Source organism: Planifilum fimeticola (genome assembly GCF_003001905.1).
GTDB classification, from domain to species: Bacteria; Bacillota; Bacilli; order Thermoactinomycetales; family DSM-44946; genus Planifilum; species Planifilum fimeticola.
Map to the genome: position 1 here is coordinate 74,531 of NZ_PVNE01000009.1, position 21,632 is coordinate 96,162.

The 21,632-nt window shown below is 57.8% G+C and carries 18 protein-coding genes; 8 read left to right on the forward strand and 10 right to left on the reverse strand.

Translation table 11 applies throughout. The features are described 5' to 3' along the window. Nucleotides 1-7: 7 nt before the first annotated feature. The 5 genes from CLV97_RS07415 to CLV97_RS07435 all read left to right on the forward strand — a co-directional run bounded on the left by CLV97_RS07415 (nucleotide 8) and on the right by CLV97_RS07435 (nucleotide 3,936). A complete protein-coding gene (locus CLV97_RS07415; protein ID WP_106344890.1) occupies nucleotides 8-457 on the forward strand; it encodes a MaoC family dehydratase N-terminal domain-containing protein in 450 nt (149 codons plus the stop codon). Continuing rightward, on the forward strand, nucleotides 454-879 hold the full coding sequence (locus CLV97_RS07420; protein WP_106344891.1) for a MaoC/PaaZ C-terminal domain-containing protein: 426 nt from the start codon (nucleotides 454-456) through the stop codon (nucleotides 877-879). Before CLV97_RS07415 ends, CLV97_RS07420 begins: the two co-directional genes overlap by 4 nt. 95 nt (nucleotides 880-974) lie before the next feature. Continuing rightward, a complete protein-coding gene (locus CLV97_RS07425) occupies nucleotides 975-1,922 on the forward strand; it encodes an MBL fold metallo-hydrolase (RefSeq protein WP_106344892.1) in 948 nt (315 codons plus the stop codon). A 28-nt stretch (nucleotides 1,923-1,950) separates the two neighbouring features. Beyond that, nucleotides 1,951-2,727: an SDR family oxidoreductase gene (locus tag CLV97_RS07430; protein WP_106344893.1), complete on the forward strand. Its 777-nt coding sequence runs from the start codon at nucleotides 1,951-1,953 to the stop codon at nucleotides 2,725-2,727. A gap of 30 nt (nucleotides 2,728-2,757) precedes the next feature. Continuing rightward, the gene (locus CLV97_RS07435) at nucleotides 2,758-3,936 is read left to right on the forward strand and encodes an acetyl-CoA C-acetyltransferase (protein WP_106344894.1); all 1,179 of its coding nucleotides are present in this window, start codon (nucleotides 2,758-2,760) and stop codon (nucleotides 3,934-3,936) included. Nucleotides 3,937-4,126: 190 nt separating this feature from the next. Here the strand turns inward: CLV97_RS07435 and CLV97_RS18780 are convergent, their stop codons facing one another. Further along, nucleotides 4,127-4,258 (reverse strand): hypothetical protein, encoded by a 132-nt coding sequence (locus CLV97_RS18780; RefSeq protein WP_281257592.1) that lies wholly within the window; start codon nucleotides 4,256-4,258, stop codon nucleotides 4,127-4,129. A gap of 460 nt (nucleotides 4,259-4,718) precedes the next feature. On the opposite strand from CLV97_RS18780, the gene CLV97_RS07440 reads away from it, so the two are divergent. Next, the gene (locus CLV97_RS07440; protein ID WP_106344895.1) at nucleotides 4,719-5,051 is read left to right on the forward strand and encodes an Mpo1-like protein; all 333 of its coding nucleotides are present in this window, start codon (nucleotides 4,719-4,721) and stop codon (nucleotides 5,049-5,051) included. A gap of 134 nt (nucleotides 5,052-5,185) precedes the next feature. Then, the gene (locus CLV97_RS07445; protein ID WP_106344896.1) at nucleotides 5,186-6,220 is read left to right on the forward strand and encodes an acyltransferase; all 1,035 of its coding nucleotides are present in this window, start codon (nucleotides 5,186-5,188) and stop codon (nucleotides 6,218-6,220) included. A 445-nt stretch (nucleotides 6,221-6,665) separates the two neighbouring features. On the opposite strand, the gene argH is transcribed toward CLV97_RS07445, so the two are convergent. The 9 genes from argH to CLV97_RS07490 form a co-directional block, all read right to left on the reverse strand. After that, nucleotides 6,666-8,192, reverse strand: coding sequence for an argininosuccinate lyase (argH, locus tag CLV97_RS07450; RefSeq protein WP_245891427.1), 1,527 nt, complete (start codon nucleotides 8,190-8,192; stop codon nucleotides 6,666-6,668). Nucleotides 8,193-8,256: 64 nt separating this feature from the next. Then, on the reverse strand, nucleotides 8,257-9,963 hold the full coding sequence (locus tag CLV97_RS07455) for an ABC transporter permease (protein WP_106344898.1): 1,707 nt from the start codon (nucleotides 9,961-9,963) through the stop codon (nucleotides 8,257-8,259). After that, the gene (locus CLV97_RS07460) at nucleotides 9,956-11,068 is read right to left on the reverse strand and encodes an ABC transporter ATP-binding protein (RefSeq protein WP_106344899.1); all 1,113 of its coding nucleotides are present in this window, start codon (nucleotides 11,066-11,068) and stop codon (nucleotides 9,956-9,958) included. The genes CLV97_RS07455 and CLV97_RS07460 overlap by 8 nt, the downstream gene beginning before the upstream one ends. Nucleotides 11,069-11,158: 90 nt before the next feature. Then, nucleotides 11,159-12,229: an extracellular solute-binding protein gene (locus tag CLV97_RS07465; protein WP_106344900.1), complete on the reverse strand. Its 1,071-nt coding sequence runs from the start codon at nucleotides 12,227-12,229 to the stop codon at nucleotides 11,159-11,161. Between the two features lie 34 nt (nucleotides 12,230-12,263). Next, nucleotides 12,264-13,481 (reverse strand): ROK family transcriptional regulator, encoded by a 1,218-nt coding sequence (locus CLV97_RS07470; RefSeq protein WP_106344901.1) that lies wholly within the window; start codon nucleotides 13,479-13,481, stop codon nucleotides 12,264-12,266. A gap of 384 nt (nucleotides 13,482-13,865) precedes the next feature. Then, complete coding sequence (locus tag CLV97_RS07475) at nucleotides 13,866-15,788, reverse strand: ABC transporter permease (RefSeq protein WP_106344902.1); 1,923 nt, start codon at nucleotides 15,786-15,788, stop codon at nucleotides 13,866-13,868. Then, on the reverse strand, nucleotides 15,763-16,527 hold the full coding sequence (locus CLV97_RS07480) for an ABC transporter ATP-binding protein (protein WP_106344903.1): 765 nt from the start codon (nucleotides 16,525-16,527) through the stop codon (nucleotides 15,763-15,765). The genes CLV97_RS07475 and CLV97_RS07480 overlap by 26 nt, the downstream gene beginning before the upstream one ends. Before the next feature lie 218 nt (nucleotides 16,528-16,745). Next, on the reverse strand, nucleotides 16,746-17,747 hold the full coding sequence (locus tag CLV97_RS07485) for a sensor histidine kinase (protein WP_106344904.1): 1,002 nt from the start codon (nucleotides 17,745-17,747) through the stop codon (nucleotides 16,746-16,748). After that, nucleotides 17,744-18,442 (reverse strand): response regulator transcription factor, encoded by a 699-nt coding sequence (locus tag CLV97_RS07490; protein WP_106344905.1) that lies wholly within the window; start codon nucleotides 18,440-18,442, stop codon nucleotides 17,744-17,746. Before CLV97_RS07490 ends, CLV97_RS07485 begins: the two co-directional genes overlap by 4 nt. A gap of 570 nt (nucleotides 18,443-19,012) precedes the next feature. On the opposite strand from CLV97_RS07490, the gene CLV97_RS07495 reads away from it, so the two are divergent. Further along, complete coding sequence (locus CLV97_RS07495) at nucleotides 19,013-21,535, forward strand: NEW3 domain-containing protein (protein WP_106344906.1); 2,523 nt, start codon at nucleotides 19,013-19,015, stop codon at nucleotides 21,533-21,535. Nucleotides 21,536-21,632: the final 97 nt, after the last annotated feature.

Sequence of the window (21,632 nt, forward strand, 5' to 3'; positions counted from 1 at the left end):
GGTTTTCATGTGGCAATCCCTGGTTGGCAGTCGCTCCCGTCCGGTCGTCAATTGGGTGGAACGGGGAGCCGTTCGCAAGTTCGCGGAGGCGATCGGGGATCCGAATCCCCTGTACCTGGATGAGGAAGCCGCCAAAAAAAGCCGTTACGGGCGATTGATCGCGCCCCCCACCTTTCCGCAAACCTTCGACTACGGAACCATCGAGGGGCTTCGCCTTCCGGACAGCGGTTTGATCCACGGCGAACAGCGCTTCGACTACGTCCGTCCGCTGTTCGTCGGGGAGGAAATCACCTGCTGCCGGGTGTTTCAGGATATGTACGAAAAAACGGGAAGCCGGGGAAAGCTCGTCTTTCTGGTGTTTTCCCGGGTGGGCCAGGACAGCGGGGGGCGGACCCTCTTCACGACGAAGGACGTGATCATCGTCACCGAAACGGTTATGAAGGAGTGGAAAGGATGACGACCAAAGCGCCGATTTCCTGGAAACCCGGCGATGAGCTTCCCTCCATCACCCTTCCGCCGGTGACGAGACTGGATCTGATCAAATATGCCGGCGCCTCCGGCGACTTCAACCCGATCCACACCATCGACGAGGAGGCGGCCCGGGCGGGGCTTTCCGGGGTGATCGCCCACGGCATGTTGACGATGGCGGTGATGGGCCGCCTGTTTTCCCCCTATTTGGAGCACGGATTCATCAAGGGATTTCAAACCCGTTTCACCGGCATGGTGCTTGTCGGCGACGTCCTGACGGTCGGGGGAAAGGTGCTCGGCGTGGAATCCGCCGAGCAGGGCGATCTGTATTCCTTTGACGTGTTCACCCGCAATCAGAAGGGGGAGACGGTGGCTTCCGGCAAGGTGGAGTTTCTCGTCTATCGGGATTGATTTTTCAAGTTCGCCGCCGATGGCGCGCTGCGGGAACGCTTTTCGGTCATCGGTTTTGTCGAAGAAAGAATCCCATAATTGAAGGAGTTGGAAAGATGGAAACGCGGCCGCCTGTGGAGTTGGGACATCGAATGGCGATGATTGACGGTTTTGACCTGGGGGTTCCGGGGAGGACGGGGACGTACGTCCTCCGGGAGGAGGCGCTGACGCTGGTGGATACCGGTCCGAGCCCCTCCGTGCCGCGCATTCTGAAGGGGTTGGAGGAATTGGGCCTGGATCCCGCCGATGTCCGGTATGTGATCGTCACCCATATTCATCTGGATCACGCCGGCGGGGCGGGGCTTCTGCTTGAGAGCTGCCCCCATGCCCGAGTGGTGGTACATCCCCGGGGAGCCCGCCATCTGGCGGATCCGTCGCGGCTCGTCGCGGGGGCGAGGGCCATCTATCAAGACCAGTTTGATGCGCTGTTTGATCCGGTTGTCCCCGTTCCCGAAGACCGACTGATCGTGAAAGGCGAAGGGGATACGCTGAAGATCGGACCGGAGTGCACCCTCACCTTCATGGATTCGCCGGGGCATGCGGCCCACCATTTCAGTATCTATGATCCGGTGAGCAGAGGGCTGTTCACCGGCGACACCGCGGGCATTCGCTACCATGAGCTGGAGGATTGCGGTTTTGTTCTCCATCTGCCCGTCACGTCGCCCAACCAGTTTGATCCGGAGGCCATGCGCCGTTCGATCGAGCGGTTCCGGAAGATGAAAGCGGAACGCATCTTCTTCGGTCACTTCGGCATGGAAGAGCAGCCGGAGGACATCTATGATGAAGTGCTCGGCTGGCTGGACCGGTTTGTCCGGGCCGGAGAGTCGGTATTTGCCGATGGCGGGGGTCCCTCCGAGGTTGAGGAGCGCCTGATGGGACAAGTACGGGAACACCTGAGGGAGCGGAAGGTCCCGGAAGACCACCCCGTGTACCGGCAGTTGAAAATGGATCTCTTCGTCTCCGCCTTGGGCATCATCGATTACCTGGAGAAAAAGCGGAAATAGGTTTCGGCCCGGAGGGGAGGAGCGGTTGATGAGCGCACTCGATCTGTTTCGCCTGGATGGAAAGACGGCCATCGTCACCGGGGGCGGCCGCGGTCTGGGTCAGTACATGGCGGAAGCCCTGGCGGACGCCGGTGCCCGCGTGGTGATCTGTTCCCGCAAGGTGGAAGCCTGCCGCCAGGTGAAGGAATCGATCGAACAAAAGGGAGGAGAGGCCCTGGCCCTTTCCTGTGACGTCACCCGGCCGGAGGATGTGGAGCGGGTGGTGGCCGCAGCCAAGGAAAATTTCGGCGGAGTCGATATCGTCATCAACAACAGCGGGGCCACCTGGGGGGCGCCGCCCGAGGAGATGCCTCTGGACAAGTTTGAGCGGGTGATGGACGTCAATGTGAAGGGGACCTTCCTCATGTCTCAGGCGGCGGGAAAGGAGATGATCGAAAGAGGAAAGGGCGGACGGATCATCAACATCGCTTCTGTGGCCGGTCTGCTCGGGGGCCATCCCGATTACATGCAGACCGTCGGTTATAACGCCAGCAAAGGGGCGGTGATCAACATGACCCGGGATCTGGCCGTCCAATGGGCCCGCCATGGGATCAACGTGAATGCCATCGCCCCCGGATGGTTTCCCACGAAGATGTCCCGCGCCCTGCTGGAGCGGTTTGGGGAGAAGATCCTCTCCCACATCCCCCTGGGCCGGTTCGGCGGCCCCGATGATCTCAAGGGGGCGGTCCTCTTTCTGGCCTCTCCCGCCGCCGCCTACGTTACCGGACAGGTGTTGGTGGTGGACGGCGGGATGACGGCCTGGTGAGCTCGAACGGATGATTTGGGAGGTGGACTGATGGCTGATGTGTGGATCGTCGCCGGCGCCCGGACGCCCTTCGGTTCCTTCGGGGGCAGTTTTGTGGATGTGAGCGCCGAGGAGTTGGGAGTGACCGCCGCCAAAGGAGCGCTGGAAAAGGCGGGAGTGGAACCGGAACAGGTGGACAACGTGGTGATGGGCAACGTGATCCAAAGCCACAATGGGGCGCCTTATCTGGCCCGCCATGTGGCGCTCAGAGCCGGGGTTCCCATCGAGACCCCCGCCCTGACGGTCAACCGGCTGTGCGGATCGGGATTGCAGGCGGTGGTGTCCGGCGTCCAGTCGATTCTGCTGGGAGAGTCGGAGATCGGCCTCGTCGGCGGTGCGGAAAATATGAGCCAGGCGCCTTACGCGGTGCGGGGAGCCCGGTGGGGAATGCGGATGGGGGACGGAGCTCTGGCCGACACCCTGACCGAAACCCTCACCGACCGTTACTGCGGACTCGGTATGGGAATCACCGCGGAAAACCTGGCTGAAAAATACGGAATCACCCGGGAGGATCAGGACCGGTTCGCCTTGACCAGCCAGAGGCGGGCGGCGGAGGCGGCGGAGAGCGGCAAGCTGGCGGAAGAAATCGTTCCGGTTGTGAAAAAGGAGAAAAAGGGGCCGGTTCAGGTGGATGCCGATGAACACATCCGCCCCCAGACCACCCTGGAGAAGCTAGCCGGCTTAAAACCGGCCTTTCAACCGGACGGAACCGTCACGGCGGGAAATGCCAGCGGAATCAACGACGGGGCGGCCTGTCTGGTGATCGCATCGGACAAGGCGGTCAACCGGCACGGGCTGAAGCCGATGGGAAGGGTGGTCGGATGGGGCGTGGCCGGCGTCGATCCGGCGATCATGGGCATCGGTCCGGTTCCGGCTTCCCGGCTGGCGCTGAAGCGTTCGGACCTCTCCCTGTCCCGAATCGATCTGGTGGAGATCAACGAAGCTTTTGCCGCACAGGTATTGGCGGTGGAGAAGGAGCTGGATTTGGACCGCGAGTTCCTCAATGTGAACGGCGGGGCGATCGCCCTCGGCCATCCCGTCGGCGCCAGCGGTGCCCGCATCTTGCTCACCCTCCTGCACGAGCTGAAGCGGCGGAACAAAAAATACGGCCTGGCATCCCTCTGCATCGGCGGCGGTCAGGGAATCGCCATGGTGGTCGAGGCGGTGTGAGAGGGGGAGGCATCTCGCGAGCGGCCCCGCTGCGTCAAGTTGGGGCGGCTCGATTCTTTGGGCGATTTTTGCAACAAACGGACGGGACCGTCTTTCCATGCCCGGATGCCTTCGGTGATCCGGCAAGCGGGCGGGAAACGGTCCCGTCGCCTTTCTTTTCGGGGTCCGTGGCGAACCCCCTATTAAGCAACTACGACAGCTCCTTCTCGTCGTAGGATTCGTCTTCCGTGTCCTCCTTTCCGACGAGGAAATAGGAGATGACGGCCAGAACGATGATTGCCAAGGGTACGCCGAACAGGGTGAGGAAGTTTCCTTCCGCCAACGTTTCACTCCTTTCGTGAAAGATGGTGTGTCCTTCAGGAAAGCCGCTTCCTAAAAAGGGACAGTTCCCGCAAAATCTCTCACGGAAAAAGGTGAACGGGAAAGGATCTCGAAAAACGTCGGAATCGGTCGGATTCCGTCAAGAGGACACAAAGGGGGTAAAGGAAGTGTCGTATATCGACTTCTTCGCGAAGTCGGGAAATTCCTTCTTCCATATGTAATAATACAATGGGTGAAAATGACGCTTGTGGGTACGAAATCCGATGTGAAATCACAAATAACGTTGAATATTTTATAGATTAATCATATTCTTTTTTTAGGAAGCCGGTAAAAAATGAGGGTGAAAGGGGGAGGTTGGCCGCTGAACGCCCGATCCACGCGCCAACGGTGGCGAAATCCCGAAAAAGGAGCGCTATCGCAACGTCACGCGGGAGACAAACTGATTTGATCGGGGGGGTTTGATGGATTTCCGCACGTATGGCGAATTTTGGCCCTTTTATCTGTCGCAGCACAGCAAACCGTCGACGCGCGCCTGGCATTTCGCCGGCACGGCTTGTGTGATTCTCTGTCTGATTTTGTCGGTCCTCTTGATGAACGGCTGGTTTCTCCTGGCGGCTCCGGTCCTGGGTTACGGCTTGGCCTGGTTCAGCCATTTTTTCATCGAAGGGAACAAGCCGGCCACCTTCGGGCATCCCCTCTGGTCTCTCCGGGCCGATTTTCACATGTTTTGGCTGATGCTGACGGGAAAACTGGAGAAAGAACTGCATCGCGTCCAGGAGAGAGAGGCGGGGTGACCGAAGCGGGGAGGCGTTTTCCTGATTTTTCATATTCCTTTTTGAAACCATGAAATTTTGAATTTCGTTCTCAATGATAAAAGGGATCCTTTTCGGGGCTTGATGCCCTTTTTTATTTGTGGGAGAGGGGATCGATGCGAGGAAAGATCGAAGAAGGGGACTTCATCAAAGGTGTCGCCATCTTCGGCGTGATTTTGATTCACGTGACCGCGTACAGCCTGCGCACCACCCAACCGCTGACGGAAGGCGGGCTGTTTTTTGCGATGAATCAGCTGGGGCGGTTCTGCGTTCCCGTATTTTTCATGCTGTCCGGTTTGTTTCTCTTTTACCGGTATTTTGAGGAAGAATCCTTTCCGGCCAGGCGTTTTTATCGCCGGAGGATGTTGTACATTCTCGTGCCGTATTTGGTGTGGTCCCTCTTTTACTGGATTTACGGGAGGCTGGCCCACCCGGAAACCGGTCCGGGCACGGCGGGCGAGGCCTTTTTGGCCCTGTTTACGGGAGGAGTGTACTATCACCTCTATTTTATCGTGGTGATGGTCCAGTTTTATCTCCTTCTTCCGCTGTTGATCCGGGCCTTCCGCCGGTTTGGGGGTCTCACGGTCGTTTCCTTCTCCTTTTTGATCAGCCTGACGGCCGTCAGCACCACCTGGTGGGAGATAAAGGCCCAACTGCCGTGGGTGCTGCCCTACTCGGAAAACACGATCCGGTTCTTTCCCGTCTGGTTCTTTTACTTTTGCCTGGGAGGATGGATGGGCCTTCATATTGGGTCCCTCCGGAGATGGCTTCAAAGGGTTCCCTTGGCGGCTGTCCTGATCTTTTTCTGCGCGACGGGCCTGCTCGTGCTGTTGGACGCGTTTCTTCGAAAACAGACGGGTTTTTTCCAGGTTTCCGTGATCGCCTATTCCGTCGCCTCCCTGCTGCTGTGGTTTCATTTGGCGGAAAGGTGGCCCAATTCCTGGATCGCACTGCTCGGTCGCCATTCTTTCGGCCTCTATTTGATCCATCCCTTTGTACTCAATCTGCTCAGCAAGTTCACGCCCGGTTTCTTTTCACCTGCCTCCTGGGCGGAATTCGCCTTTATGCTCGTCTGTGTGATCGGACTTTCCTTCGGGGCGTCAGTTCTGCTCCGCCGGCTCCCGTACAGCTACCTGTTGACAGGAAGGTGAAGGGGGATGCAAACGAGCGGACCGTAAAAGAGGCGGCTTCTTCGCTTTGCGTAGCGGACACAAGGAGGGGAGAAAACAGGATTCTTCCGAATACGATTCCGATTGATGCATAGAGGCTGTTCCACATCATGCGCAGGGCCGGCCCGGATCCATCAAATGAACGATGGCCAGGGCCGATGATATTTGAAGAAACTTGGACGGAAAAACCGGCGCAATTCGCTCTCACCATTGAATTTCGGTGATGAATTCCTTGTCGGATGGCTGAAGGGGATTGTTCCCTTCCGATTCGCCCCCGCGGCAAGGGGGCATACGCTCTCTCTGGAATCCGATGGGATCTTTTATTTCGTCCAAGAGAACAAGCCTTGGTCGTTTCATGACCAAGGCTTGTTCTCGATCTACCGCTTCGACGCTTTGGCGGGTGGATGCTCCCCCGTGTTACGGTCCCTTAGCTTTTTCCCGTCAATTCCCCGACTCTGCGCATCACTTGGGCTTGGGCCTGGTTCAGCCGGTTCAGGGTATCCTTCAGCCATCGCTGTTCCCGGGTCAACTGCTCGTTCCTCGCTTCCAGCATCCGGCGCGTTTCCGCGGGGTGAGGGCCTCCCCGGCACTTCCGCACCCGTATGAAATGAAGGGGATCCGAAAGGCGGGCCAGTTCTTCTTCGGTGAGTCGCAGATCGACGCCCGCCGCCTCCAGGGCTTCCTTTCGGACCTGTTCCGGCGTCAGCTCGTCCAGCTCCCGGTTTTCCCGCCAGGCGCTCCGGGAGATCCGGGCAGCGATGCGATGGGCCGTCCGGAGGGGGATTCCCTTTTCCCGTACCATGGTGTCCGCCCACTCCGTGATGGTGATGGCCCCTTCCCGGGCCCGTCGCCCGAGGAGCTCCCGGTTGACCTCCAGGGTGCGAATCACCGCCGTCATCAGACCGAGAACGCGCTGACTCTTGTCGATGGCCCGATACAGATGGGGCTGGAGATCGTCCTCCGTGTCGACGACATCGCCGAAGGGGGTGTTGTGGATCATCGTCAAGACCGCCAAGGCGTCGGCTGCGGCGCTGCTCGCCAGGGAACGGGAATGTTCCACGGAAACGGGATTCCGCTTTTGCGGCATGATGCTGCTGATCTGCACATAGGGATCGGCGACCCGGACCGCCTGGAATTCCCGCGTGCAGAAGAGGAGGAGATCCTGGATCCAGCGCCCGAGGTTGGTCATCATAAGTGCCACTGCGGTGGCGGTTTCCCCCAGGTAATCGGCTCCGGCGATCGCGTCGTAGGAGTTTTCCACCAGATCGTCAAATCCCAGTGCGTCCTTCACCGCGTCGCGGCAGATGTCGAAGCCGGTGGTGGTGATGGCCGCCGAACCGAGGGGGCTCCTGTTGACCTGGTGAAAAGCGTTTTTGAGCCGCGACGTATCCCGGGCCAATCCATCCTGCACTGCCAGGAGATAATGACCCAGGGTGGTGGGTTGGGCCGGTTGGGTGTGGGTGTAGGCGGGCATCACCGTCTCCAGGTGCTGCCCGCCGGTTTCGAGGAGCGCTTCCCGCAGGGACAGGGTTTTGTCGATCAGGGAGAGAATCCGCTCCCGGAGGGCGATGCGATACATGGCCACGCCCATGTCGTTCCGGCTGCGGGCGATGTGCATGTTTCCCGCCAGCTCTTCCCCGATCCGTTCGGCGATTTTGCCCTCGACCAGGAAAAACAGATCCTCATAGCGGGGGTCGTACTGTAGCTTGCGCGGATCGGTGCGGGCCACCTCTTCCACTGCCCGGAGGATGCGGGCGGCCTCCGATCTTTTCAGAATCTGCCGGTCGTACAGCATGAGCACATGGGCGCGGTGCACCTGGATCATGGCGTGGAACAGGGTGTCCCGCTGGTCGTTGAAGAGCGGTTTCAGCAGGCATTCCACGTAGGTTCTTCCGGGAAAGGTAGTGCCCTCCGACAGGAGCCACTCCTCCCGGTTCCGCCTTTCACGCTCCATCGGCATCCTCCTTTCTGCGAAAGTTGGGAGGGATTGCTTTTCCTCCGGGCGGAGATTTCTTCATCTACAGGGTTTGATGGGCCTTTACCCCCAGGAACCGCTGGGAGATAAACATCACGATGCCGATCAGGGCGATTTGATAAACGGCGTACGCCGCGGCCTGCCCCAGGTTGAACATCCGGAGCTGGTTCATGATTTCGATGGAGATCGGCCGGTTGTCGATGGTATAGAGGAGCACGGAAGAGACAAACTCTCCGACCGCCGTCACGAAGGCGAGCAGGGTTCCCGCCAGGGCCCCGGGCAGGATGAGGGGGAGGACCACCCGGCGGAAGGCGGTGAACCATCCGGCTCCCAGGTTGCGGGCCGCCTCCTCCAGACTGTCGTCCAGTTGTTCCAGGGCGGCGTTGGTGGACCGCACCACCAACGGGATGTCGCGGACGAAGTAGGTCAGCGGGAGAATCCAATAGGTTCCCACCAGGATGTTCCCCAAGGTAAAGGGTGTCGGCTGATTGAAGGCCAGGATCATGTTCATCGCCACCACCGTGGCGGGCAGGGCCCAGGGAAGCATGACCAGGATGTCGAGCAGATTTTTTCCGGCGAATTTTCGCTTGACCAGGACGTAGGAGGCGAGAATTCCGAAGAGAAAATTGCCCGCGGTGGCCAAAGCGGCCATGTTCAGGCTGTTTTTCACCGGTTCCCAGATGTTCGGGTCCTCCATCAACAGCAGGTAGTTTTCCAAACTGAACCGGGTCGGGTATGTCTGCCAGGTCCAAGCCCCCTCGGGAACGAAGGAGAGGACGATCAGCGTCATATGGGGGAGGAGCAGAATGATCACCCCGAGGATTCCCAGACCGACGAGGGGCCATTTGATCCACGGGTTCTGCACTTCCCGCCGGTGAGCGCTCACCCCCTTGCCGGCGATGCCGTAGTCCCTCCTCCCCTGGTACCAGCGCATCAGAAGGAGAAAGGAGATGGAAAAGATGGATAGAATCACCGACTGGGTGGCGGCCATCTCCAGATCCCCGTTCAGCTTGGAGATGTAGATCTGCAGGCTGAGCACCCGAAAGCCTCCGGCGAGGAGGAAGGGGGCACTGAAGGAGGCCATCGAGGTCATGAACACGAGCAGCGATGCCGCCACCAGTGCCGGCGTCAGGAGGGGCAGGGTGACGCGGCGGAAAACCGTCCACCGCCCGGCCCCCAGGTTGGTCGCCGCTTCTTCCAGCGCCGGATCGATCCGGTGGATGGCCGCGGATACGGTCATGTAAAAGTAGACGTACATCGTGTAGGTGTGCACCAGCAGGATGCCGGAGACGCCCCCCAGCCGGAAGGGGGGCTCATCCAGGCCCAGCAGGGATTGCAGCGTGCGGGTGATCAGCCCCGATTCCCCGTAAAGAAACAGGAAGGACATCACCCCGACCAGGGGCGGGAGGACGATGGGCAACACGGCTGCGGCGGCGAAGAAGGATCGCCCGGGAAAATCGTACCGGTTGAAGATGAAGGCCAGCGGAACACCGACCAATCCGCTGAGGAGCACGCTCAGTATCGAGATGTACAGGCTGTTCCACAAAGCCTCCAGGTTGGTCAGCGTCTCCGGGCTGAAAAACTTCCGGTAGTGCTCCAGGGAAAACCGCCCCTCCGCGGTCAGGCTTTCCGTCAGCGTGCGAAAGCTGGGATAGAGGACATAGGCGAACAGGACGGCCAGGATCGGGATCAGGAGAAGGATGGTGAAGGCCTTTTCCGATCGCAGGGACTTCAGCAGGCGGTCAGCCATCCGTCTCACCTCCGGCGGCCGGGGGGACCAGGCGGATTTGTTCCTTCGGCAGATCGAACCACAGCGTCTCCCCCTTGCGGATACGCTCCATCCCTCGGCGAAGGTTGAGGAAGAGCGCCCGCAGGGTGATGCCCCCTTCCAATTCGGCCGTACACTGCAGGGCGGATCCGGTGAATTGGACCAGGGTGACCGTTCCCTTTACCGCATTGGGAGCGGGTTCGTCGGTCAAGCGAATCCCCTCCGGCCGGATGGAGGCGAAGATCGATTTCCCCGCGGGATCGGAAGGGAGGGAAGCGACGTTTTCCGGACGGTTGTCGACGCTGAGGACCCATTCTCCGCAGGAGACGGTCACTGTCTCCGGAGTGACGCTCCGCACCGTGCAGGGAAGCAGGTTGGTTTCCCCGACAAAGGTGGCCACGAAGGAATTGTTCGGCGTGTTGTAGACTTCCATCGGCGTGCCCACCTGCTGGCACACTCCCTGGTTGAAGACGGCAATCCGGTCGCTCATCGACAGGGCTTCGGTCTGATCGTGGGTGACGTACACCGTGGTGATGCCCAGGGACCGTTGAAGTTTGATGATTTCCGTTCGCATCTCGTCCCGCAGGCGGGCGTCCAGATTGCTCAGGGGCTCGTCCAGAAGAAGAATCCGCGGCCGGATGACCAGGGAGCGCGCCAGGGCGACCCGTTGCTGTTGTCCGCCGCTCAGCTGGCTGATCCGCCGTTCCCCGTAGCCCGCCAGCCTCACCTGGGCCAGGGCCTCTTCGACGCGCCGCTTGATCTCCTCCCGGGGGCGTTTGCGGACCTGTAGGCCGAAGGCGACGTTTTCCATCACGGTCATATGGGGGAAAAGGGCATAATTTTGAAAAACCATGCCCGTGTCCCGCCGGTGCGGGGGAAGGTGCGTGACATCGTTGCCGTCGAAGAAGATTTGGCCCTCCGACGGCTGGTAAAACCCGGCGATCATCCGGAGAATGGTGGTTTTTCCGCAACCGCTGGGACCCAGCAGGGTGAAGAATTCCCCCTCGCAGATCGACAGGTTCAGCCGCTTGACGGCCGTCACGTCACCGAACCGCTTGACCACTTGCTTTAATTCCACTCGACTCAAAACGGATCACTCCAACTGTTGGAATGCTTCTTTGGCGTTTGTTGCGGAGGCGATTTCAGAGGCTTTTCCGGGGGCTTTGCTTCCCTCGCCTCATTCCGTTGTTTCCTTCGCCCGGTTTTTGATGTTTTCATCCCAGTATTTCATCCATTCGTCGGACTTCTCTTCGAGCAATTTCCAGTCGATCTCCATGGTTTTGATTTCGGTTTCGGTAATCCAGTCGGGGAGATCGGTGACGTCGGTCCGCGTCGGGATCCGGTAATACTTTTCGGCGAGCAGCTTCATCGCTTCCGTCGAGTTGACAAACTCATAGAAGGCCTGGGCCGCCTTCGGGTGCTTGCTTCCTTTGACCAGGGCGATGCCCTCGGTCAGCACGGGGGTTCCGCTTTCCGGAATGACGAAATCAAAGGGATAGCCCTTGGTTTCCTTCAACATGACCGTGTCCGGCATGTTCCAGACGGTGAGCAATCCTTCCCCTTTTGCCACCTTGCTGTACATGATCTCCGGATTGGCCGAGTACTCCTTGGTGTTGGCGTCCAGTTTCCTCAGCCACTCATATCCCTCTTTCGGATCCCGGGTGTCCTTGTAGGTGCGGTAGATCATCGCCGAGTAGATCGTCCTCATCGTTCCGGAGGCGAGGGGGTAGCGGATGATGATCTTGTCTTTCCATTTGGGGTCGAGCAGGTCGTCCCAATCCTTGGGGGCTTCCTCTTTGGAGAGGAGCTTGCTGTTGTACATGATCACCTCCGGGGTCTGGCTGGTGCCGGTCCAGGAGAAATCCTCCGCCCGGAACTCCTCGGGAAGGGAGTCCTTGTAGCTGGGCTCATAGGGTTCCAGCAGTCCCTCGGTTCGCGCCTGTTCAAACATCACCGACGGGGCGCCCCACCAGACGTCCGCCTGGGGATTGGCCTTTTCCGAACGGATCCGGTCCAGGATCTCCTGGGAGCCGATATCCAGCCACTGGACGTCGACGCCCGGGTACTTTTTCTCAAATTGCTTTTCAAATTCGCTCAGGATGTCCTTGCCGTGGGGGGAATAGACGACCACCTTTTCTTCCAGGCCCTGGTCGGAGGTGGAATTTTCCTCGCCCGCCAGGCAGCCGGACAGCATCGATCCGGTGAGAACCAGGATCAGACCCAGCAGCCATCCTTTGTTCACGCGCATGGGTGATGCCCTCCTTTTGGTTTTGATCTTTGAGTTAAAGGACGCCGCCGATCGGCTCGCTGCATTCCTTGAGGACCAGGGCGGCTCCGCCGATCACACCGGCGTCGCTTCCGAGCTGGGCTTTTCGGATTTCCGGTTGAGTCGGCGAGAGGCGTTTGACCGCCTCCCGGATCTTCGGCAGCATCAGATCGGCGGATCCCATCAATCCGCCGCCCAGGATGACCACTTCCGGATCAAACAGGACGACGGCGTTGATGATCCCCGCGGCCAAATGGCGGATGGATTGAGAGACGACCGATTTTGCCAGCGGCTCTCCCTTTCGGGCCGCATCGAATACCTCCTTGGCCGTCAGACGGTCGGCATCCCTGCGAAGGGGAGAGGACGAATCGGTTTTCTCCATTCGCCCGAGGATCTGACGGACGATGCCGGGGCCTCCCGCCTTGCTCTCCAGGAAACCGAATCCGGCGAAGACGGGATCGGTCCATTGGTCGACGGCATCGGCATCGGTCACCATCGATCCGATCTCGCCGGCGGCCCATCCGGATCCCCGGTACAGGGCTCCGTCCAGGACCAGGCCGCATCCGATCCCGGTGCCGACAGTGATCATGATCACGTTTTGCTTGTCCTTACCCGCTCCTTTCCAACACTCTCCCAGAGCCGCCACATTGACGTCGTTGTCGACGTAGACCGGAAGGCCGAGGCGTTCTTCAAGCAACCGTTTCAAGGGAACATCCGTCCAACCCAGGGCCGGGGCGGACAGTACCACCCCGTCGGAGGAGCGGGTGATTCCCGGCGCCCCGATCCCCAATCCGATGATGCGGATTTCCGGATCCACCTGCGAAAGAAAGCGTTGTAACTGCTCGCTGAGGGTGTCCAACATGGAGGTGCGGGGGCTGGGAAATGTCCGCTTTTGCTTGATTTGACCGGCCAGGTTGCAGAGAGCGATCGTGGTCCCGCATCCTCCGATGTCCACGCCCACCACCCAAGCCGCATCATCGTTGATCGAAAGGGTGATCGGCTTCCGCCCTCCTTTGGCTCCGGAAACCCCTTGTCCCACTTCCCGGATCCATCCTTCCCGGAGGAGTTCGTCGGTCAGCTGGGAGACCGTAGTTCGGCTGATCGTCGTTTCCTCGGCGATTTCCGCGCGGGATACCGGTTGCCTGCGGCGGATGGTTTGAAGAATCAGCCGTTTGTTCAACTGCTTCAATACCTGCGGCTGATGGGGAGAGGTCTTTGCGTTTCGATGGCGCATGACTTCATCCTCACTATCGAGTTGGTTTGTAAGCTTTTCGAATAAACAAGGGAAACAAAAAAACAAGGGATCTCCCAATTCTCAATATACACCAGTGACAAAAAAATTGGAATACTGGATTTTATTTGTCCGGTGAAGGGGGTTGTCGGTGCCCGAACCGGCCGTTGGAGAATGGAGGAGTCGCGGTCGGAGCGGTTGTTGAAAGCATCCGAGGCGGCGGATCGGCCCTCCTCAGCCGGAGGGGGTTTTTTCAAGTTCGGAGCAGACGATGTCGAGGGGAGAGGTGGCGGATCAACGGCTTAAGCCGCCTGCCGTCAGGACGGCCGGACATTCGGGCCCTTTGCGGTCAGGCGGCTCCACCGGTTACCGGCGGTCGCTTCAGATTTACACCATCACCCGTTTCAGTTGCGACAGGAAGCGGGAACGGACCATCACAAAGTAGATGGTGTAAAGGATCAGATACGCTCCGATCGCCGTAAATCCGACCATGATCATGTTGGTCGGGAAGTAGAACAGCGATGCGAGCCCCCAGAGCCCCACCAGCGTCTGAAGTGCAGCAAAGATCAAGGGGATGTAAAAGAGGAGGGCAATTTGGATGGTTGCGCTCCGTTTCATCTCCTTTTCACTCAGACCGATTTTCGACAGGCTGTGGTAATGGCGCTGATCCTGCTGCAAGTCATTAAACAGTTTGAAGTAGAGGAAGCTGGCTGTGAACACGGAAAAGATGGCCGCAATGAACAGACCCACGAAGATCATGATGCGGGTTACCTGTTTCAGATTCACAAAGTTGCTGGCGCGGGATACGACGACACCATCCGCTTTTCCTTCCCGGAGCCGATCCTTGTTCATCCCGTCCAACTTCGTTCCCAACCGGACTTCGGCGGAATCCTTCGCGGGAACGGTGCGGTTGGACCATTCCGGAACGAGATACCCGTAATACTGTTCCGTTTTAACCGGCGGCAATTTCTGCATGACCAGCCTAAAATCCGCGTCGGTCACCACCGCCGCATGTTGACTGCCAAAGAGCGTTTTTGTCGTTTCATCTTTCTTGGTGAATGCCATGCCCTCCGGTTCCTTCAGGGTCAACGCGGTGAGGTCCGGCAATTTGTGCTTCGCCAGCGTTGAATGGATCAACAAAACCTCTCCCGGTTGCAGGGTCACCTGCGGCAATGAAAGGGATCGCGGCAATCGTTCATAATCGGACTGCCTGATCAGGATCATCGGACTGTCGGACTCGTTGATTTCGACGTGGATCTGCTTAAATCCCACCTTTTCAAAATGGATCCCCGCCTGCTTCAATTCCTGTTCAAGCCGGGCCATCTCTCTTTCGCCCGTCGCATCCGCCAGCGGATAGAAACTGAAGGCGAAGGGGTCTTCTTTGTACACGGTTTCCATCTGCTTGTTCAAGGCCAGCACGGCGCCGGCTGCCGTGCAGGTGATGGCCGTCACGATGGTAATCATGAAGAACATGCGCGCATAATCCTTGATCTTGTAGGTCAGCTCCGACACCCATAACAGATTCAACCCCCGCCAGGAAAAGGAACGCTTCCTCTTCAAAAAGCGGGTGACAAAAACGCTGATCTGGGTGTAGAAGAAATAGGTTCCAATCATGTCCAACAGCAGGGTGACAAGCAGATTGGCTTCATCGGGACCCACTCCCTTCCGGAGCATGTAGAAGCCGCCGGCATAAGCCGCAACGGACAAAAGCGCCAGCCAGACGGAAGCCTTGGGTTCCTTTTTCGGCCTGCTAGTGCCTTGCAACATCTCCAGCGCCTTGCTTTGCCGGACCATGACGGAGGTCATCAGGGAGATTGCCAGAAACAGGGCGAAAAAGGATAAAAGGGTGATGCCCAAAGCCTTTCCCGGGAAATACATGGACAGCTCCTTCATTTCCAACGCTTGGGTTCCCAGCATGAGAAACAGCTTGGAAAAGACGAGACCTCCGACGATTCCAGCCACAACCGCAGCGGTTCCGATGATCATGTTTTCAAGAAAAATCAGGCGGTTCAATTGCCTGCCGGCGGCCCCCAGAACCGTCAAAATGCCGAATTCCTTCATTCGCACCTTTAAAAAAGCGCCGATCGAATACAATACAAACAGGAATGAAAACACAAAGGTGATATAAGAGGCAGCGGTCATCGCCGCCTTCGTCAGCGCGCCCATTTCGCTGTTGACAATATCCGGGTGGAAGATAAATACCAGATAGGTGAAAAAAATCATTACGGCGAAGGAACTGCTCAAAAAGTAAGCGACATAGGCGCGGGAATTCCGATAAACATTGTTAAAAGCGAACTGAAGAAAGGTCATGGGCGTTCCCTCCCAAGAACGACAGCATGTCTATGATCTTTTGGAAGAACAATTGCCGGTTTTCGCCGCGGCGGATTTCGTTGTACAACTCCCCGTCCTTGATAAAGAGCACCCGGTCACAGTAACTGGCGGCCAGCGGGTCATGGGTGACCAACATCGTGGTCGTACCATCGGTTTTATTGATTTTTTCAAAGGTCTCCATGACGGTCCGGGAAGATTTTGAATCGAGGGAGCCGGTCGGTTCATCGGCCAAAAGCAGAGACGGCGAGTGGATGATGGCCCGCGCGATCGCCGCTCGCTGGCGCTGCCCGCCGGACACCTCATAGGTTCGCTTGTTCAGGATGTCCTCGATCCCCAGCTTCCCGGCCGTTTCCATCAGCTTCCGTTCCATTTCCTTGACGCTCTTTCGATCGAGGGTGAGAGGCAGCACGATATTCTCCCCGATCGTCAGCGTGTCCAAGAGATTGAAATCCTGAAAGACAAACCCCAGGTGGCGGCGCCGGAAACGCGCCAACTGATTTTTTTTCATGCGGTGCGGGTTTTGGCCGTTGATCAAAACTTCCCCCGAACTGGGCGTGTCGATCGTCGACACCATGTTGAGAAGCGTGGTTTTCCCGCTCCCGGAAGGTCCCATGATCCCCACAAATTCTCCTTTTTCGATCGTCAGATTGATATTGGACAAGGCGCGCGTCGGCACTTTCCCCGGGTAAATCTTGCTCAATTGTTTCACCTTCAGCATCGGATCATTCTCTCCTTCCCGTTTTGTAACGTGCTTCCCCCGACCACCTTTATTCTTATCCGGGATCCGGATTTGTTGCCATCGATTGAGATTAAGGGATCCTTACATTTTTGTAAGGGAAAGATGGAGTAGAAAAAATAAACAGGCCCTTTTGCGTGAAAGCGCAAAAGAGCCGCGCGCTCGGGAAGTACGGCTTCTCGAGATGCATGGTACAAGCCTTACGATGGAGTAAGATGCGAAGGGGATTGGCGAAAAAAAATGCGTACGGTCGTTCCGACGCCTTCTTCTGATTCCAACTCCACCTGATGCCCCAGCTGATCGCATATCTTGCGTACGAGGTACAGCCCCATTCCCGTTGATTCCCGGAATTCCCTTCCCCGTTGCCCCGTAAAATAAGGTTCGAATACACGATGCAAATCCTGTTTGGGAATTCCGATTCCCTCGTCTCGCACCTCCAGGAAGGCCTTTTCACCTTGACGATCCGCATAGAACGCAATTTTTTTCCCTTTTCCGGCGGAATAACGGACGGCATTGGTAATCAGTTGATTAAGAACAAACAATAGCCATTTTTCATCGGAATAAACGAACAGGTTTTCCGGAACGAGCAATTCGGGATACACCTGGTTGCCGATAAAGGGGCGGCGGTTTTCCGAAATGGCCTGTTGCACGAGTTGAGCCAGTTTGATCGGCTCCACGAGAAAATCCTGTTCAAACCGGTTCAGGCGGGAAGCATACAACACCATCTCCAACCCTTTGCGCAAACGGTCCAGTTCGTCCTGGATGCTGCGGAATTTGGGGTTTTCTTCCCCCTGAACCGTCAAATGAATGACGGAGATCGGCGTCTTCATCTGATGGACCCATTGCGTGATAAAGTTGATGTGGTCTTCGATTCGATTTTTATATTGGATGATTTCCCTGTTGTATAGCTGAAATTGCTTCTCCACGTACTGGTCAAAGGCTTTGGGGAGCGGAGCGTTTCCGGTTTTTTGCAGCGTGCTCTCCAGGGAATCGGCGTCGCGTGTCAGGCAGCGGTAAAAGGAGCGATGACTGGCATAGCGATATACCAGATAACAAACCAGCAGAAAAAAACTCAGAAACGCGGAATACAGCGGGGCCGACCATTCTTTGTAGCCCTCCAGCCAATAGATGAGGGGAAACAGACTCAATTGGATCAGATAAAAAATGAATAAGGGCGTTTGTTCCCTCCAGAACAGGTTCATGTGTTTTCCCTCCATACACACTTCAACATGTAACCCACGCCCCTTACTGTTTCAATCGCGCAAGGGATCCCCAGTTCGCCCAGTTTTTTTCGAACCCGGGTCACATATACGTTCAACGTGTTGTCATCGATAAAATGTTGATCGCTCCACAACTTTTCCAACAGCCGATCGCGGCTCACAACCCGCATGGGATTCTCCATCAAGGTCTCAAGCAAGATGGTTTCTTTATGAGTCAACGCCACTTTCTTTTCCTTAAAGCCCAATTCCAACCGCTCGGGATACAAGGCGAGGTCATCCACTTTCACCACACGCTCAACCTGTTTTGCATAGGCTCCATACGCCCGGCGCAGGCTGCTCCTGATTTTGGCCATCACCACTTCATAGTGAAAGGGTTTCGTGATGTAATCATCCGCACCGTTTTCAAGAGCCATCACCTGATCCATCTTTCCATCCCGGGCCGATATGAACAGAATGGGGCAGGTGGATACCGAGCGGATTTGTCGACACCAATAGAAACCGTCGTATTTGGGCAGATTGACGTCCATCAACACCAGATCCGGGGCAACCTGTTTAAATTGCTCCAGCACTTGTGAAAAGTCCGTGGCGATGACTGCCTTGTGCCCGTATTTTTCAATGTGGTCCTTCAACAATTGGCTGATCTTCGCATCATCTTCAACGATCAGGATTGTCGCCATCACCATCACATCCTGCAAGGAATTTCCGGGGGACTCAAGCGAACCATCTTTGAAAAAACCATTCCACAGATCGAATGCTATTCCCTTTCTCTGCCCGCGAAGCCGAGAATAAAGGGCATTTTTTTATTATACCTTCATCTTGACGAAGCACTCCCCCGGATGCCCGGGGTGGCATTGGCGACATCCGCACAAATGAAGAAGGGATCACGGGGAAGGTCGAATTGGTCATTTCCTTTTTCAAGGGATGAAGCTGCCTGACGGCGGCGGTCTGAAGGATCCGCCGCGTTTTCCTCTCGTTTTCCTCTTTTTTTCCTCGGGAATGCCTTTCGTCAGCGAGTGGGCTTGCGGGTTATGGAACAGACAAGGGATAGCAGGCATGGAAGCTGATAAATATCGCTGCGCGGGAGAAAATTGAAGAATGGATGCGGTTCAAGAAAATAACAATGAAATCGCCTGCAGAAAAGGTGGAGCGAATCCATCGGCTCTGGAAATTTTTTTCGAAATTTTGTTTAATTGAAGATGAGGACATGGGGGATTGATGTCCGAATCTCACCGTTCGGGGGTTGTGAAATGAGAAGGAACGGCAAGGCGATGTTGGCGATGCTGTTGGCGGTTGTTCTGTCCTTTTCCCTGGGGCTTCCCCCCTTGGGGGCCGAGGCCGGCGGGAAAGAGGATCCGGCCCTGTGGCAGGCGGTTCGAACACTGTCCACGATCGTCAGTTTTATGAATACGGGGGCTCATCCCGATGACGAGCAAAGCGCACTGCTGGCCTGGCTGTCCCTCGGGCAGGGGGTTCGCACCTCCAGCGTGATCGCCAATCGGGGGGAGGGAGGGCAAAACGAGATCGGCGACGAGCTGGGGAACGGACTGGGCATTATCCGCAGCCGCGAGTTGCAGGAAGCATCCAGGGTGACGGATGTGGATCTCTTCCTCCTCAGCCGGAAGCTGGACGACCCCATCTATGACTTCGGCTTTTCCAAGTCTCCGGAGGAGACGCTGGAGAAGTGGGGAGAAGAGGTGGTGTATGAACGGCTGATCCGCCTGATCCGGCAGGAGCGGCCGGATATCCTGATGCCCTCCTTTCGGGATGTGCCGTCACAGCACGGACACCACCGGGCGGTGGCGCAGCTGACCCTCCGCGCCTTCGCCGATGCCGCGAATCCCAAGGTGTTTCCGCAGCATCTGCGGGAGGGCCTCACCCCCTGGCAGGTGAAAAAATTGTACCTCCCGGGGGAAGAAGGGAAGGAAACGCTTCGATTCAACATCGGCACGGTGGACCCGGTGTACGGGAAGACCTATCCCCAGCTGGGAGAAGAGTCCCGCAAGCTGCACAAAAGCCAGGGGATGGGACGCGACCTGCCGGTGGAGGATTACTTCGTGTCGCTGGAACTGGTGAAGTCGTCGGTCGGAGATATCAAGCGGGAGAAATCCCTTTTTGACGGGTTGCCGGTGACCCTTGCCGACTATGCCGCCGACCTGCCTCAGGGCGGGTTGAAGAAGCGGCTCGTCCGGTTGCAGAGCCGGTTGGACGGGGTGATCGGCGCGTATCCGGATCGCCGCGAAGTGACGAAAAGGGTGCAACAGGCACTGAAGGAAACCCGGCAAATAATCCGTCTGACCGAGAAAAGCGGTTTGCCGGATTCGGCGAAAGAGGATCTGCTGTTTCGTCTCCGGGTGAAGGAGCGGCAGCTGTTGGAAGCGAGTGCCGTCGCCTCCCGGGTTGACGTGGCGGTGAAGGCAACCCCTTCGGTGTTGACGCGGGGGTCTAACGGGAACGTTGTCGTGACGGTTGACAACGGGGGCGAAGATGCCTTGACTCATCTGAAGGTTGACCTGAAGGTTCCCGGTGATTGGCGGGTGAAGCGGGGATCCCTTCCGCGGACGATTCAGCCGGGAGAAAGCCGGAATATCGCCTTTGAGGTGAAAGTGCCGGAGGATGCTTCCTTCTTCGATCCCTATGCGCCCCCCGTCGTTCGGGCGGAGGTCTCCTACAAGCTTCGGGGGGAAACCGTGACGCGCGCCGCCGTTCCTCAGCCGACGCAGCAGACCGTCGCCGTCCTTCCCGATTGGGGGATGCGTTTGCTGCCGGAGGCCATGGTTCTGAACACGAAAAAGCCGGGAGAGCGGCTCTCCGTGACGGTGGAGGTGACCAATTATCGGAACGGTCCCTCCTCCGGAAGGATCCGGCCGCGTCTTCCCGAGGGATGGCGGGCGGAACCGGCGTCCGAACAGCTGGCGTTTTCAACCCGGGGAGAAACGAAGCGCGTCACCTTTACACTGGAGCCCGGCTCGGCCGTCCAGCCGGGTGCTTACACCGTCCCCGTGGAAGCGGTGGTGGACGGACGTTCTCAATCGTTGCAGGTGCAGCCGATCCACTATGATCACATCGGAACGAGCTATTGGATGAGGCCGGCGGAGCTCCGCGTCCAGGCCTTCCCCCTCGAGCTGGTTCCGGGGCTGAAGGTGGGTTATGTGGACAGCGGCTTTGATCAGGTAGGCGATGCGCTGCGTCAGGTGGGTGTCGATGTCACCTTCCTGGATGAGGAGGACCTGGCATCCGGCGATCTCGGGCAATATGACGCCATTGTGGTCGGAATCCGCGCCTATCTTTCCCGCTCCGATCTGCTGGAGCACAACGGCCGACTGCTGGAATACGTCAAAGGCGGCGGTCACGTGGTGATGCAGTATCACAAACCCGAGGACAACTGGAGTCCCGAACTGGCTCCCTATCCCCTCCAACCGGGCAGTCCCTCCATCAAATGGCGGGTGACCGACGAAAACGCCCCGGTGACGTTCCTCAAGCCGGATCATCCGCTGCTGAACGCGCCGAACGCCATCACACCGGAGGATTTCGACGGGTGGGTTCAGGAGCGCGGGCTGTATTTCCCCTCCGAGTGGGATTCCGCCTATGAGCCCCTCCTGTCCATGGCCGATCCCGGGGAGGAGCCCTTCACCGGCGGTTTGCTGGTGGCCGACTACGGAGAGGGGTCGTACATTTACACCAGCCTGGTCTGGTACCGCCAGATCCAAAGCCAGGTGCCCGGCGGATACCGGATGTTTGTCAACCTGATCAGCTATCCGCGGGTCCGGTGACATCTGATGAAAAAGGAAAAACCCCGCCAAGCCTTGGCGGGGTTTTTTCCTTTCCGCGCCTTTAAGCGTGAAGGTGATCTCCGGGCAAAGGTGCTGT

Excerpts from the sequence above, each read along its gene's own strand:
- CLV97_RS07435 (WP_106344894.1), top strand. The coding sequence starts at position 2,758 with ATGGCTGATGTGTGGATCGTCGCCGGCGCCCGGACGCCCTTCGGTTCC.
- CLV97_RS07425 (WP_106344892.1), top strand. The coding sequence starts at position 975 with ATGGAAACGCGGCCGCCTGTGGAGTTGGGACATCGAATGGCGATGATT.
- CLV97_RS07415 (WP_106344890.1), top strand. The coding sequence starts at position 8 with ATGTGGCAATCCCTGGTTGGCAGTCGCTCCCGTCCGGTCGTCAATTGG.
- CLV97_RS07420 (WP_106344891.1), top strand. The coding sequence starts at position 454 with ATGACGACCAAAGCGCCGATTTCCTGGAAACCCGGCGATGAGCTTCCC.
- CLV97_RS07495 (WP_106344906.1), top strand. The coding sequence starts at position 19,013 with ATGAGAAGGAACGGCAAGGCGATGTTGGCGATGCTGTTGGCGGTTGTT.
- CLV97_RS07445 (WP_106344896.1), top strand. The coding sequence starts at position 5,186 with ATGCGAGGAAAGATCGAAGAAGGGGACTTCATCAAAGGTGTCGCCATC.
- CLV97_RS07465 (WP_106344900.1), bottom strand. The coding sequence starts at position 12,229 with ATGCGCGTGAACAAAGGATGGCTGCTGGGTCTGATCCTGGTTCTCACC.
- CLV97_RS07430 (WP_106344893.1), top strand. The coding sequence starts at position 1,951 with ATGAGCGCACTCGATCTGTTTCGCCTGGATGGAAAGACGGCCATCGTC.
- argH (WP_245891427.1), bottom strand. The coding sequence starts at position 8,192 with ATGGAGCGTGAAAGGCGGAACCGGGAGGAGTGGCTCCTGTCGGAGGGC.
- CLV97_RS07455 (WP_106344898.1), bottom strand. The coding sequence starts at position 9,963 with ATGGCTGACCGCCTGCTGAAGTCCCTGCGATCGGAAAAGGCCTTCACC.
- CLV97_RS07475 (WP_106344902.1), bottom strand. The coding sequence starts at position 15,788 with ATGACCTTTCTTCAGTTCGCTTTTAACAATGTTTATCGGAATTCCCGC.
- CLV97_RS07440 (WP_106344895.1), top strand. The coding sequence starts at position 4,719 with ATGGATTTCCGCACGTATGGCGAATTTTGGCCCTTTTATCTGTCGCAG.
- CLV97_RS07470 (WP_106344901.1), bottom strand. The coding sequence starts at position 13,481 with ATGCGCCATCGAAACGCAAAGACCTCTCCCCATCAGCCGCAGGTATTG.
- CLV97_RS07480 (WP_106344903.1), bottom strand. The coding sequence starts at position 16,527 with ATGCTGAAGGTGAAACAATTGAGCAAGATTTACCCGGGGAAAGTGCCG.
- CLV97_RS07485 (WP_106344904.1), bottom strand. The coding sequence starts at position 17,747 with ATGAACCTGTTCTGGAGGGAACAAACGCCCTTATTCATTTTTTATCTG.
- CLV97_RS07490 (WP_106344905.1), bottom strand. The coding sequence starts at position 18,442 with ATGGCGACAATCCTGATCGTTGAAGATGATGCGAAGATCAGCCAATTG.